The sequence below is a fragment of the Micromonospora sp. NBC_01699 genome, assembly GCF_036250065.1.
In the GTDB taxonomy this organism is placed as follows: Bacteria; Actinomycetota; Actinomycetes; order Mycobacteriales; family Micromonosporaceae; genus Micromonospora_G.
Genome location: NZ_CP109199.1, coordinates 3,545,299 through 3,557,827, shown reverse-complemented (window position 1 = coordinate 3,557,827; position 12,529 = coordinate 3,545,299). Strand labels below are relative to the sequence as shown.

The window sequence follows — 12,529 nt, the reverse complement described above, 5'->3', positions numbered from 1 at the left end:
GGTGCGCCTCCTTCGGCCTGCCGGGGGCGCACCCGCCCGAGCGCGGTCAGTTCGGTTGGGACCTGCCCCGGCGCCAGTAGCCCATGAAGGCGACCGAGCGCCGGTCCACCCCCCGCTCGCCCACCAGGTGCCGGCGCAGCGCCACGACCGCGCCCGCCTCCCCGGCCAGCCAGGCGTAGAAGCCACCCGAACCAGCGGCAGCGCCCGGTTCGGGCACGTCCCACGGGTCGTCGTCGCCGTCGTCCGGCGCCACCGCCGGCCCGTCGCCGGACCCGCCCACACGTTCCGCCGGCCGTCCCGATCGGACCGACGAGGTCATCCCGGCGGGCACCGGTACCAGGTCGGTGAGCAGGTCACGGACCACCGGCCCGAGTCGCTCCCCCCGGCTGCGGGCCAACCAGATCACGGTGACCCCGGCCGGCGTATCGAATTCGATCGCGTCGGCCGGTTCCGGCACCTCCAGGACGACGGTCGCCCGCTCCTCGGGTCGGAGTGTCCCGGCGATGGCCGACGCCGCCGGCAGGGCGGCCTCGTCGGCGGCCAGTAGCAGCCGCCCCGTGCCCGGCGGTGGTGCCCAGGCCACGTCCGCCACCGGTCCGGGATGCCCGGCGACCGGGCCGATGACGGTCAGCGGGTCACCGGGGCGGGCGGCACCCGCCCAGCGGGAGGCCGGGCCGACGTCGCCGTGCAGCACGAAGTCCAGGTCCAGTTCGCGGCTCTCCGGCCGGAACGCCCGCACCGTGTACGTCCGCAGCGGTGGGCGCCGGTCGGCCGGCACCGCCTGCCACCGGTCCACCCAGTCCGGGCCGGTCGGCAGCAGGCCCGCGTCCCCGCCGGGCGGGAACAGCAGATTGATCCGCTGGTCGAAGCCGTGGCCGGCGAACCCCGCGAGAGATTCGCCGGCCACGGTCACCCGTACGAAGGTCGGGCTCAACCGCTGCACCCGCAGCACCCGTACGGCGAACGGCAGGTAGGCCGACATGTTTACCGACCGGGAGCGACGAGCATCGGCAGCAGTTGGTCGATCGCGTACGGGACGCTGAGCACGGTCACGAAGGACAGTGCGGCGCCGACCGGCGGCTCCATGTAGGGCACGAACACCGCCCGCTGCTCCTTGGCCACCTTCAGCGCCGCGTACACCGGGTCGGCCTTGACCCTGGGCTCCACCGACTCGTCGGTGGTCAGCAGCACCAACCGGTCCACGTCGAGCAGGTCCAGCCGCTCCGAGCTGACCACCGCCGCGGTGTCCTTGCCGGCGATCTGTTCGACCTGGTCGGAGAGCTTGAAGCCCATCTCGTTGAGAAGCTGCGCCTTGGGGTCGCTCTTGGCGAAGGCGGCGTACGTGCCCGGCTCGCTGGGGTCGGCCACCACGACGGTCTGGGTGGCGAACTCGGGGTGCTGCTTGCGGATGTCGGCGAGCCGCTGGTCGATCGCGGCGAGCAACTCGTCGACCTTCGGCTGCTGACCCAGGGCCTGCCCGATCACCCGGGCCATCTCGTCCCACGGCGTGGAATAGTCGTCGTACTTCTTGGACTGTGCGACCACCGGGGCGATCTTCGACAGGGTGGTGTACTGCTCCTGCGTCATGCCCGTGTACTGCGCGATGATCAGGTCCGGCTTCAGCGCGACGATCTTCTCGACCTGATAGTCGTCCCGCTCGCCGACGATCTCCGGCGGGGTGCTGCCCCACCTGTCCTTGACCCAGGCCCAGTTGCCGAACGGGCGCTCGCCGAACCAGTCGACCGCCCCGACCGGCGTGACGCCCAGCGCCAGCACGGTGTCCTGGTCACTGAGGCCGAGGGTCACCACGCGGGTGGACGCCTTGGTGACGGTGGTCGAACCGTACTTGTGCTCGATGGTGACCGGGAACGCTCCGGAGGTGGCCGATGGCGCGGCGGCGTCCGGTTCGGCGGACTCGCCGCCACAGGCGGCCACCGTGGCGGTCAGCGCCACCGCGACCAGCGTCCGCGCCAGCAGGCCGGACCGGCCATTGACTATCTTCGACGGGCTATGCATTGGTCCCCTTCGGGAATCGGCGTCCAGCGAGCCTCGGCACCCGGGCCGAGGAGAGGTTGCCATATAGTAAGGGTCGGCTAACCTAACCTCAAGCCGTAGGATGCTCACACCCGTGTCGAGCGCCGATCCGCGTCGATGACACGACCGCGAGGGGAGACCATGTGAGCACACCGATCCGGCCACCCACCCTGTCGGGGCGGACCAGACGACACGTGGTCGCGCTCGGCGCCGGGTTGCTCGTACTCGGCCTGGTCTGTCTGCTGTCGATCGCGATCGGTGCCCGCCAGATCCCACCGACCCAGGTGGTGCGTTCCCTTGTGGACCCCGGCGGCACACCGGAGGACATCCTGGCGATCGTACGCGGACTGCGCCTGCCGCGTACGGTGCTCGGGCTGCTCGCCGGAGCCGCCATCGGCCTGGCCGGCGCCGTCATGCAGGGGCTGACCCGCAACCCGCTGGCCGACCCCGGCCTGCTCGGGGTCAGCGCCGGTGCCGCCTTCGGCATCGTCACCGCCAGCGCCGTGCTGCACCTCACCGGCCTGTACGGCTACATCTGGTTCGCCATCCTCGGCGCGCTGCTGGCCAGCGCCGCCGTCTACCTGCTCGGCGGGGTCGGCCGCGGCGGCGCGACACCGGTGAAGCTGGCCCTGGCCGGGGTCGGGGTCACCCTGCTGCTCGGCTCCCTGACCAGCGCCATGGTGCTGGCCAGCCCGCTGGCACTGGACCGCTACCGGTTCTGGACCGCCGGCTCCATCGCCGGGCAGACCAGCGGCACCCTGCTGCGGGTGCTGCCGTTCCTCCTCGTCGGCATCCTCGCCGCGCTCGCCCTGGCGCCCGCGCTGAACAGCCTCGCGCTCGGCGACCAGGTGGCCACCTCGCTCGGCCGCCGGGTCGGCCTGATCCGGCTGGGCGGAGCCGCGGCGATCACCGTGCTGGCCGCCGCCACGGTCGCGGTGACCGGACCGATCGTCTTCGTCGGACTCGTCGTACCGCACCTGGTGCGGATGATCACCGGGCCGGACTATCGCTGGCTGCTGCCGTACACCCTGGTTCTGGCCCCGATCCTGCTGCTGACCGCGGACATCGCCGGCCGGGTGGTGGCCCGGCCCGGCGAGATCCAGGTCGGGGTCATCGTCGCCTTCCTCGGCGCGCCGTTCTTCATCGCCCTGGTCCGCCGGCGTCGGCTGGCGGAACTCTGATGGCCCTGCTCGAACTCTCCACCACCGCCGGGCGGGCCACCTTCCGGCTCGGCCGTGGCGCGGTCTCCGGCGTGGTGTCGGTACGGGCGCTGGTGGTCGCCACCCTGCTCGCGATCACGACCTTCGGGGTGTTCTGCCTCGGTGTCGCGACCGGCGACTACCCGATAGCGGTGGCCGACGTGGTACCGGCCCTGTTCGGCGTCGGCGACGCCGGCACGCTGCTCGTGGTGAACGAGCTACGGCTGCCCCGGGTGCTGGTCGGGCTGCTCGTCGGAGCCGCGTTCGGCCTCTCCGGCGCGGTGTTCCAGACCATGACCCGCAACCCGTTGGCCAGCCCGGACATGATCGGGGTGATCGCCGGGGCACAGACCGCGGTGGTGGCCGGAATCGTGCTCGGCTTCGGCGCCGGACTCGGCACCCAGACGCTCGGCCTGCTCGGCGCCCTGGCCACCGGCCTCCTGGTCTACCTGCTCTCCCGGGGACGCGGGGCGACCGGATACCGGATAGTCCTGGTCGGCATCGGCGTCGCCTGGATGTGCACCAGCGCCACCGACTACCTGATCGCCAAGGCGCTGCCGTTCGAGGCGCAGAAGGCGGTCGGCTGGCTGGTCGGCAGCCTCAACGAACGCGGCTGGCAGCACGTACGCCCGCTCGGCCTGGCCCTGGCGGTGCTGCTGCCCGCCACCGTGCTGCTCAGCCGCTGGCTGCGTACGCTGCAACTCGGCGACGCGGTCGCCACCGGCCTGGGCACACCCGTCGCCCGCGCCCAGTTGGCGCTGCTGGTGACCGCCGTCGGCCTGGCCGCGTTCGGCACCGCCGCCGCCGGGCCGATCCTGTTCGTCGCGCTGGTCGCACCGCAGATAGCCCAGCGGCTGGCCGGTACGGCCGCACCGCCGCCGGTGGTCTCCACCCTCACCGGGTCACTGATCGTGCTGACCGGTGACCTGATCGCCCGGCACGTGCTGCCGGACGACCACCTGCCCGTCGGGGTGGTGACCGGGGTGCTCGGCGCCCCGGTCCTGCTCTGGCTCCTCGCCCGCGCCAACCGCACCGGCTCCGGAGGCTGACCCGTGATCGCTGAACCGCTCGGCCGCGCCACCCCCGACCCCGCCACCGCACCGCCGGACGCGCGTGCCGCTGCCCCGTCCACACCGCTCGACCCGCGCGCCGCCGCCGCTGCCCCGTCCACACCGGCCGACCCGCGTACCGCCGCCGAGGCCGGAGACGCACCGCCCGACCTGCGGGCGACCGGGCTGCGGCTGGGCTACGACCGGGTTGTCGTCGTGGACGACCTGGAGGTCGCCATCCCGCCCGGCCGGATCACGGTGATCGTCGGCGCCAACGCCTGCGGCAAGTCGACACTGCTTCAGGCCCTGGCCCGACTGCTCCCCCCACGCGCGGGTGCGGTCGAACTGGACGGCCGGTCGATCCAGTCGATGCCGACCCGGCAGGTGGCCCGCCGGATCGGGATCCTGCCGCAGTCACCGGTCGCCCCGGCCGGGCTCACCGTGATCGACCTGGTCACCCGGGGCCGGGCGCCGCACCAGACCTGGTGGCGGCAGTGGTCCACGACGGACGAACGGGCGGTGCACGACGCGCTGGCCGCCACCGACATGCTCGAACACGCGCACCGGCCGGTCGACGAACTCTCCGGCGGCCAGCGCCAGCGGGCCTGGATCGCGATGGCCATCGCACAGGGTACGCCGGTGCTGCTGCTCGACGAGCCGACCACCTTCCTCGACCTGGCCCACCAGATCGACGTACTCGACCTGGTGGTCGACCTGAACCGGCAGGAGAACCGCACCGTCGTGATGGTGCTGCACGACCTCAACCAGGCCAGCCGGTACGCCGACCACCTGATCGCGATGAAGGCGGGGCGGATCGTGGCGCAGGGCGCCCCCTCGGAGGTGATCGACGCGGAACTGGTGGAACAGGTCTTCGACCTGGACTGCCGGATCACCGTCGACCCGGTCACCGGAACGCCGATGATCATCCCGGTGGGTCGGCACCACGGCGCCCGTACGCCCGCTCCCCTGGCGCTGGCATGAGCCGGGTCACCGAAACGGCGGCGCCGGTCACGTCGGAAGCCGGCAACCCGCACCCGGCACCGCCGGCGGCGAGCCCGACCGCCGGCCGGATCCTGCGCCGGGCGGTCACCGGACAGGGCCGGTACGTGACCCTCGGCAGCCTGCTCGCGGTCGGGCACCAGGCCGGCGAGGCACTGATACCGGTCATCATCGGCGTGGTCGTGGACCGGGCGGTGGCGACCGGTTCCACCTCGGCACTGGTGCGCTGGCTCGCCGTACTGGGGCTGGTGTTCGCGGCGCTGTCGACCAGCTACCGGTTCGCCGCCCGGTTCGGTGAACGCGCGGCCGAACAGGCGGCTCACCAGATCCGCCGCGAGCTGACCGGACGGGTCCTCGCCCCGTACGGCGGGGTGGAACGCGGGCACCTGTCCGGGGCACTGGTCAACATCGCCACCAGCGACGCCAGCCGGGTCGGCGCGGTCAACATGGCCCTGACCGCCGCCGCGGCGGCCGTGGCCGCACTGGCCACCACCGCCGTCGCCCTGCTGCACATGTCCGTGTCGCTGGGCCTGCTGATCCTGCTCGGCGCCCCGCCGGTGCTCTGGGTGGCACACCTGCTCGGCGGTCTGCTCCAGCGGCGCAGCGCGGCCGAGCAGGAGAACGCCGCGCACGCCTCCGGGGTCGCCGCCGACCTGGTCGCCGGCCTGCGGATCCTCAAGGGCATCGGCGCCGAACAGGCGGCCTGGGCCCGCTACCGGCTGATCAACCGACGGTCGTTGGCCGCCACCCTGCGGGCCGCCCAGGCCCAGGCGTGGCACGACGGCGCGTTGATCGCGGTCACCGGCGTGTTCATCACCGTGGTCGCCCTGTGGGGGGCGCGACTCGCGATCCGGGGCGACATCACCATCGGCGAGCTGATCGCCGCCGTCGGATTGGCCCTGTTCCTGCTCAACCCGCTCTCGCTGGTGAGCTGGGTGAACGCCGAACTCGCCCAGGCGCGGGCCAGCGCCGCCCGGGTCGCGGCGGTGCACGCGGCCCCGGCCGCGGTTCGCGTCGGTGGCCTCGACCTGCCCACTCCGGTCCGGGGCGAACTGTGGTTGCGGGGCATCGTCGACGGTCCGCTGCACGTCGACGAGCTGCGGGTGGCGCCGGGCGAACTGCTCGGCGTCGTCGCCCCGGAGCCGGCGGCGGCCGGTGCGCTGGTCCGTTGCCTGGCCCGCGAGACCGACCCCGTACACGGCACCGTCACCCTCGACGGGATCCCGCTGACCGATTTGGATCCGGCGCTGGTCCGGACCGTGCTGCTCACCGCCACCCACGACGCGGTGCTGTTCGAGGGCAGCGTGCTGGAGAACGTCACGGCGGCCGGCGGGACCGGGTCCGGACTCGACCGGGTCCTCGCCGCCACGGCGGTCGACCAGGTCGCCGGGGTGCTGCCGGACGGGATGCGCACCATGGTCGGCGAACGCGGGCGGTCGCTGTCCGGCGGCCAACGCCAGCGGATCGCCCTGGCCCGCGCCCTGAACGCCGAACCCGTGGTGCTCGTCGTGCACGAGCCGACCACCGCCGTGGACGCCGCGACCGAGGCGCGGATCGCCGGCCGACTGCGGGAACTGCGGGCCGGGCGTACGACTGTTCTGGTCACCGGCAGCCCGGCGCTGCTCGCGGTCACCGACCGGGTGGTGCTGCTCGACGGTGACCGGGAACCGGTCGTCGGGCGGCACACCGACCTGCTGCGTGACCACGAGCGCTACCGCGCCACGGTCCTCGCCTGACCCACACCTGACCCACACCTGACCCACGCCGCGCCCGGCCGACGCCGCGCCGCTCCGACGCCAACCCGCTGGGCGCCCGTCAACCGCCGGGCGCCGCCGCCCACCATCGACCGTCGACGAGGGAGACCAGTGACCCAGCACGTGCTACCGATCGCCAGCCCGGCGCAGACCACCGCGGCGGTACGGCACCTGCTGCGCGGACGCCGGGCGCTGGCCGTGGGCTCGCTCGGCGTACTCGCGGCCGCCACCGCGATCGGACTGCTGACCCCGCCGCTGCTGGGGCACATCGTCGACCTGGTCACCGACGGCGGCACGGTCGCCGCGCTCGGCGTACCGGCGCTGCTGCTGGTCGCCATCGCGCTCACCCACGCGGTCAGCACCGCGATCGGGATCGGGATGATCGCCCGCCTCGGCGAGGGAATGCTTGCCGACCTGCGCGAACGGTTCGTCGACCGGGCCCTGCACCTGCCCCTGGGGCGGCTCGAACAGGCCGGCTCCGGCGACCTCACCTCGCGGGTCACCAACGACGTCACGGCCATCGCCGAGGCGGTCCGGGGCGCGCTGCCGGAACTGGTCCGCTCGGTACTGGTGATCGGGCTGACCCTGGTCGGCCTCGCCGTACTCGACTACCGCTTCCTGCTGGCCGCCCTGCTCGCCGTCCCGATCCAGTGGCACACCGTCCGGTGGTACCTGCGCCGCAGCCCGTCCCTGTACGCGGCGCACCGGCTGGCCGTCGGCGCCCAGCAGCAGCAACTACTGGAGAGCATCGGCGGTGCGCCGACCGTACGGGCGCTCCGGCTCGACGCGCGTCACCTGGAGCAGGTTGCCGACCGGTCCCGCACCGCGGTCGACCTCGCCCTGCGCGCCGTACGCCTGATCACCCGGTTCTACGGCCGGCTCAACCTGGCGGAGTTCGTCGGGCTCTCGGCCGTACTGGTGGTCGGTTTCCTGCTCACCGACGCGGGCGCGGTCACCATCGGTACGACCGCCGCCGCCACGCTCTACTTCCACAACCTGTTCGGTCCGATCAACTCGGCCCTGCGCCTGGTGGACGACGCCCAGGTGGCGGCGGCGAGCCTGGCCCGGCTGGTCGGCGTGACCCAGCTCGACACCCCGGCCACCGCACCGGACCACCCCACGCCGGTGGACGCCTCGGTCAAGGCCGTCGACGTCGAGTACGCCTACCTGCCCGGCCAGCGGGTGCTGTCCGGGGTGAGCCTCGACATCGCACCGGGGCAGCGGGTGGCGCTCGTCGGGGCGAGCGGGGCGGGCAAGACGACGCTGGCCCAGCTCGTGGCGGGCGTACACCGGCCGACGGCGGGCACGATCATGCTCGGCGGGGTGGACCTCGGCGAGCTGCCGCCGGAGCAGCGGCGCCGGACGGTGGCGGTGGTCACCCAGGAGGTGCACGTCTTCGCCGGGCCGCTCGCCGACGACCTGCGGTTGGCCCGGCCGGACGCGACCGACGGGGACCTGCGTGCCGCGCTGGCCGAGGTCGAGGCGCTGGACTGGGCGCTCGCCCTGCCCGACGGGCTGGACACGGTCGTCGGGGACGGCGGACACCAGCTCTCGGTGACGCAGGCGCAGCAGTTGGCGCTGGCCCGGGTGGTGCTGGCCGACCCTCGGGTGGTGATCCTCGACGAGGCGACCGCCGACGCCGGCAGTGCCGGGGCGCGGGTGCTGGAACGGGCCGCCGACCGGGCGCTACGTGGGCGTACGGCCCTGGTGGTCGCCCATCGTCTCACCCAGGCGGTCACCGCCGACCGGATAGTGGTGCTGGACGGCGGCCGGGTGCTCGACTCCGGCACCCACGAGGAGTTGGTCGGCCGGGAGTCCGGCCACTACGCGACGCTCTGGCGGGCCTGGTCGCAACAGCGCTGACCCGCCGAACAGCGACCCGCGGCGTCCCCACCCGGCGGGGGTCCCGTCGGGACGGGCCGAAAGTCCCGTCCCGGTACGGGTCCACGGCCTCTGCTGCCCATCGGCCCAGCGGAGTCGAATGGAGACAGCCAGAGCGCCTGGCCGGATACCCAGAGAGGACGTGGGGACAATGACCGCGATGGCCGAGCGGCACACCGGTACGAGGACCGCGACCGAGCAGCAGCGCGCGGAGCAGGTCGGGAACGTACGGCAGCAGGCGGTCCGCTACGTCTGGGCCGGCGTCCGGATCGCCCTGGGCTGGACCTTTCTCTGGGCGTTCCTCGACAAGACCTTCGGGCTCGGCCACGAGACCGAGTCGAAGGCGGCCTGGATCAACGGCGGCAGCCCGACCGAGGGCTTCCTGAACTTCGGCGCGGCCGGGCCGTTCAAGGACTTCTACAACGGCATCGCCGGCAGCGCGTGGGCGGACTGGCTGTTCATGCTCGGTCTCGCCGGCCTCGGGGTGGCACTCCTGCTCGGTATCGGCATGCGGGTCGCCGCCGTCGCCGGTGGTCTGCTCTTCGTCCTGATGTGGACCGTCGTCCTGCCGCCGGAGAGCAACATCTTCATGGACGACCACCTGTTCAACGCGGCCGTCCTGGCCGGGCTCGCGCTGACCGCTGCCGGGGACACCCTCGGACTCGGCCGGACCTGGGCCCGGCTGGCGATCGTGCAACGCCTGCCCTGGCTCAGGTAACCCGCCCACCGCCGACCCGCCCGCGCTGGGGGCGGGTCGGACCAGCGGCGGCCCGACGACCCGGATGACATGTGACAGAGGAGTAATCGTTATGGTCGAACCGGCTTCCGTACCGGAGCGTGCGCCCGCGGCCGTACTCGCGCGGGCAGCGGTGGCGGCGGGGTACGCGCCCTCGGTACACAACACCCAGCCGTGGCGCTGGTCGGCCCACCCGGACCGACTGGAGCTGCACGCCGAACGGGACCGTCAACTGTCCGCGGCCGATCCGCAGGGCCGACTGTTGATGATCAGCTGCGGGGCGGCGCTGGACCACGCGCTGGTGGCGCTGCGGGCCCAGGGCTGGGCCGCCGAGGCCGACACCGGGTCCGACCCGGACCGACCGGACCTGCTCGCCACGGTGACCGCGAGCAACCGTACGCCGGTGACGCCGGGCGCCAAACGGCTGTTCGAGGCCCTGGCGACCCGCCGTACCGACCGGCGGCCGGTCAGTGAGCAGCCGGTCGGCGCCCCGGCGCTGGCCACTATCCAGCGGGCGGTCACCGGCCGGGCCCGGCTGCAACCGCTCACCCGCGAGCAGGTCCTCGAACTCGCCGCCGCAGCCGACGCGGCGTCGACCGTCGAGTCAGCCGATCCCGCCATCCGGGCCGAACTGGCGTACTGGACCGGCCGGTCGGCGCGCGGCGGCGTCGGCCTGACCGCCGGCGTACTGCCGGGGCGGGCACCGCGCACGACGGTGCCGGACCGCGACTTCGGCCGGGCCGGGACCCTCGTGGTCGGGTCCGGCCACGACCGGGCCGCGACCTACCTGCTGTTGTACGGCGACGACGACGAACCGGCGAGCTGGTTGCGGGCCGGCGAGGCACTGTCGGCGGCCTGGCTGACCGCGGAGACGCTCGGCGTCTCGGTGCTGCCACTGAGCGTGACGATCGAGGTCGCCGGCACCCGACAGCTCCTGCGCCGGTTGCTGTCCGGCCTCGGCCACCCGTACCTGGTGCTCCGGTTGGGTATCGCGGACCCGGACCAACCGGGACCGCCGCACACGCCGCGGATCTCCCCGGCCGGCCTGGTCGAGATCGCCACGCTGTGACCGTCGACGGGCGACCCACCGCACCACCGGGGGCGGACAATTGCCCACATAGACCCCTGTGAGCATCGTGATACAGTCGGTGACGCCCTGCGCCTGACCACCTGGTGGGCGACCCCCGGGGTACGTCGGTTTCCCTGCGAGTCACCGGTGAGGGTTGATGTCAGAGACGTCCGGGCGGGTGTTGCCGGTCTACCTGGTGGCCGACGAGTCGCGGTCGATGTCCCCGGTGGTGGACGAACTCAACGCCGGTCTCAGCTCACTGCACGACGCACTGCTGCGCGAGCCGATGGCCGCGGCCAAGGTGCGGTTCTCCGTGCTCGGCTTCTCCAACGACGTGATCGTGCACGTCGCCCTCGCCGACCTCCGCGCCGAGGCCGCCCTGCCGCGACTGTCGGTAAGGGACGGTACGAGCTACGGCGCCGCGTTCTCGGTCCTGCTGGATCGGATTCCGGCCGATGTCCGGGCGCTGAAACGGGAGGGTTTCTCGGTGCACCGCCCGGCGGTCTTCTTCCTCAGCGACGGGCAGCCCACCGATCCGGGCCAGTGGGAGGAGCCGTACCGGCAGCTGGTCGACCGGGAGCGGACACCGACCGCGCCGAACATCATCGCCTGCGGCATCGGTGACGCCCGAGCGGCGACCATCCTCCAGGTGGCCACCCGGCCGGAGTTCGGGTTCGTCGCCACCCCCGGCGTCGAGGTGGGCCTGGCGATCGCCGAGTTCTGCACCGCGCTCACCAAGAGCGTGATCAAGTCCGGCCAGGCGCTCGGCGGCGGCGAGGCGGAACTCGTGGTCGAACGACCCGACAACTTCCGGATGGCACTGGACGTCGTCTAGGCGGGTGCGGCAGACCATGGGCGGTACAGGTACGCGATTGGACCCTTCCGGCGGGAGTGACGCCGACCTTCCACAGGCGACCGGTGACGGCGTCGGAGACCCCTGGGCCCCGCTGGTGATCGGGCGCGCGGGCGCACCCTTCCCGGTCCGGGGACCGTCGGCCGGGCCGTACCGGCCCGACATGGTCGCCGACGGCTGGTCGTCGGACCACTTCGACGTACGCTGCGCCTCCGTACGCGGCGCCGGTCACCGCTACCTGGGCGAGCCCCGGCAGGACGAGTGCGCCGTCGTGCCGCACCCGAGCGGCGCGGTGATCGCCGTGGTCGCCGACGGGGTCTCCGGCGCCCCGCTGTCCCACCTCGGCGCGACGATGGCCTGCCGCACAGTGGTCGACTACCTGTCCCGGGCACTCGACGACGGGGCGACCGAGCTGGACTGGCCGGACCTGCTGCGCTGCGCCGGCTGGTCCCTGGTGGAGTACGCGTCCCGCCAACTCGGTGTCGGCGAGCCCGATCCGCAGGCGGCGGAACGGCTGCTGGCCACCACGGTGGTGGTCGCGTACGTCCGGCCGGACGGGCCCGGCCGCGCCCGTGGCTGGCTCGCCCGGGTCGGCGACTCGACCGCCTGGACCCTGCGCGGGGTCGAATGGACGCCGCTGTTCCCGATGGACCCCGACTCCGAGTTGCTACCGGACGGCGTGTCCGCGCTGCCCCGGGTGCCGACGGCGATCGTGCCGGTGGAGGTTGAGCTGACCGTCGGCGACGTGCTGGTGTTGGGCACCGACGGTTTCGCGGACCCGCTGGGGGACGGCACCGGCACGGTCGGCGAGCTGTTCGCGACCGGCCTGGCCGGTCCGCCGACCCTGCCCGGACTCGCCTGGCTGCTCGACTTCGACTCGGCGGCACACGACGACGACCGGACGGTGCTCGCGGTGTGGCCTGTGGCCACGGACGCGGCGAACGTCGAGCCGTAG

At 73.4% G+C, this 12,529-nt stretch carries 11 protein-coding genes; 9 read left to right on the top strand and 2 right to left on the bottom strand.

Going from position 1 to position 12,529, the window contains the following annotated elements:
• Positions 1-46: 46 nt before the first annotated feature.
• The gene (locus OG792_RS15525) at positions 47-982 is read right to left on the bottom strand and encodes a siderophore-interacting protein (RefSeq protein ID WP_329110340.1); all 936 of its coding nucleotides are present in this window, start codon (positions 980-982) and stop codon (positions 47-49) included.
• A 2-nt stretch (positions 983-984) separates the two neighbouring features.
• The gene (locus OG792_RS15520; protein WP_329110338.1) at positions 985-2,016 is read right to left on the bottom strand and encodes an iron-siderophore ABC transporter substrate-binding protein; all 1,032 of its coding nucleotides are present in this window, start codon (positions 2,014-2,016) and stop codon (positions 985-987) included.
• Positions 2,017-2,177: 161 nt separating this feature from the next.
• Here OG792_RS15520 and OG792_RS15515 point away from each other — a divergent pair, with 161 nt between their 5' ends.
• The 9 genes from OG792_RS15515 (at position 2,178) to OG792_RS15475 (ending at position 12,529) form a co-directional block, all read left to right on the top strand.
• A complete protein-coding gene (locus OG792_RS15515) occupies positions 2,178-3,215 on the top strand; it encodes a FecCD family ABC transporter permease (RefSeq protein ID WP_329110337.1) in 1,038 nt (345 codons plus the stop codon).
• Positions 3,215-4,282 carry a FecCD family ABC transporter permease gene (locus OG792_RS15510; protein ID WP_329110335.1) on the top strand — a complete coding sequence of 356 codons (1,068 nt, stop codon included), beginning with the start codon at positions 3,215-3,217 and terminating at the stop codon, positions 4,280-4,282. The genes OG792_RS15515 and OG792_RS15510 overlap by 1 nt, the downstream gene beginning before the upstream one ends.
• 171 nt (positions 4,283-4,453) lie before the next feature.
• Positions 4,454-5,263: an ABC transporter ATP-binding protein gene (locus OG792_RS15505; RefSeq protein ID WP_329111278.1), complete on the top strand. Its 810-nt coding sequence runs from the start codon at positions 4,454-4,456 to the stop codon at positions 5,261-5,263.
• A complete protein-coding gene (locus tag OG792_RS15500) occupies positions 5,260-7,017 on the top strand; it encodes an ABC transporter ATP-binding protein (RefSeq protein WP_329110334.1) in 1,758 nt (585 codons plus the stop codon). The genes OG792_RS15505 and OG792_RS15500 overlap by 4 nt, the downstream gene beginning before the upstream one ends.
• A 129-nt stretch (positions 7,018-7,146) precedes the next feature.
• The gene (locus OG792_RS15495) at positions 7,147-8,898 is read left to right on the top strand and encodes an ABC transporter ATP-binding protein (protein WP_329110333.1); all 1,752 of its coding nucleotides are present in this window, start codon (positions 7,147-7,149) and stop codon (positions 8,896-8,898) included.
• A 169-nt stretch (positions 8,899-9,067) separates the two neighbouring features.
• A complete protein-coding gene (locus OG792_RS15490) occupies positions 9,068-9,634 on the top strand; it encodes a hypothetical protein (protein WP_442932421.1) in 567 nt (188 codons plus the stop codon).
• Between the two features lie 91 nt (positions 9,635-9,725).
• A complete protein-coding gene (locus tag OG792_RS15485; protein WP_329110330.1) occupies positions 9,726-10,721 on the top strand; it encodes an Acg family FMN-binding oxidoreductase in 996 nt (331 codons plus the stop codon).
• 157 nt (positions 10,722-10,878) lie between these two features.
• Positions 10,879-11,556 carry a vWA domain-containing protein gene (locus OG792_RS15480; protein WP_329110329.1) on the top strand — a complete coding sequence of 226 codons (678 nt, stop codon included), beginning with the start codon at positions 10,879-10,881 and terminating at the stop codon, positions 11,554-11,556.
• A gap of 115 nt (positions 11,557-11,671) precedes the next feature.
• Positions 11,672-12,529: a protein phosphatase 2C domain-containing protein gene (locus OG792_RS15475; RefSeq protein ID WP_329110328.1), complete on the top strand. Its 858-nt coding sequence runs from the start codon at positions 11,672-11,674 to the stop codon at positions 12,527-12,529.

Bases quoted from the DNA above. Each gene is read 5' to 3' on its own strand.
- OG792_RS15490 (WP_442932421.1), top strand. From the start codon at position 9,068: ATGACCGCGATGGCCGAGCGGCACACCGGTACGAGGACCGCGACCGAG.
- OG792_RS15500 (WP_329110334.1), top strand. From the start codon at position 5,260: ATGAGCCGGGTCACCGAAACGGCGGCGCCGGTCACGTCGGAAGCCGGC.
- OG792_RS15510 (WP_329110335.1), top strand. From the start codon at position 3,215: ATGGCCCTGCTCGAACTCTCCACCACCGCCGGGCGGGCCACCTTCCGG.
- OG792_RS15485 (WP_329110330.1), top strand. From the start codon at position 9,726: ATGGTCGAACCGGCTTCCGTACCGGAGCGTGCGCCCGCGGCCGTACTC.
- OG792_RS15520 (WP_329110338.1), bottom strand. From the start codon at position 2,016: ATGCATAGCCCGTCGAAGATAGTCAATGGCCGGTCCGGCCTGCTGGCG.
- OG792_RS15480 (WP_329110329.1), top strand. From the start codon at position 10,879: ATGTCAGAGACGTCCGGGCGGGTGTTGCCGGTCTACCTGGTGGCCGAC.
- OG792_RS15525 (WP_329110340.1), bottom strand. From the start codon at position 982: ATGTCGGCCTACCTGCCGTTCGCCGTACGGGTGCTGCGGGTGCAGCGG.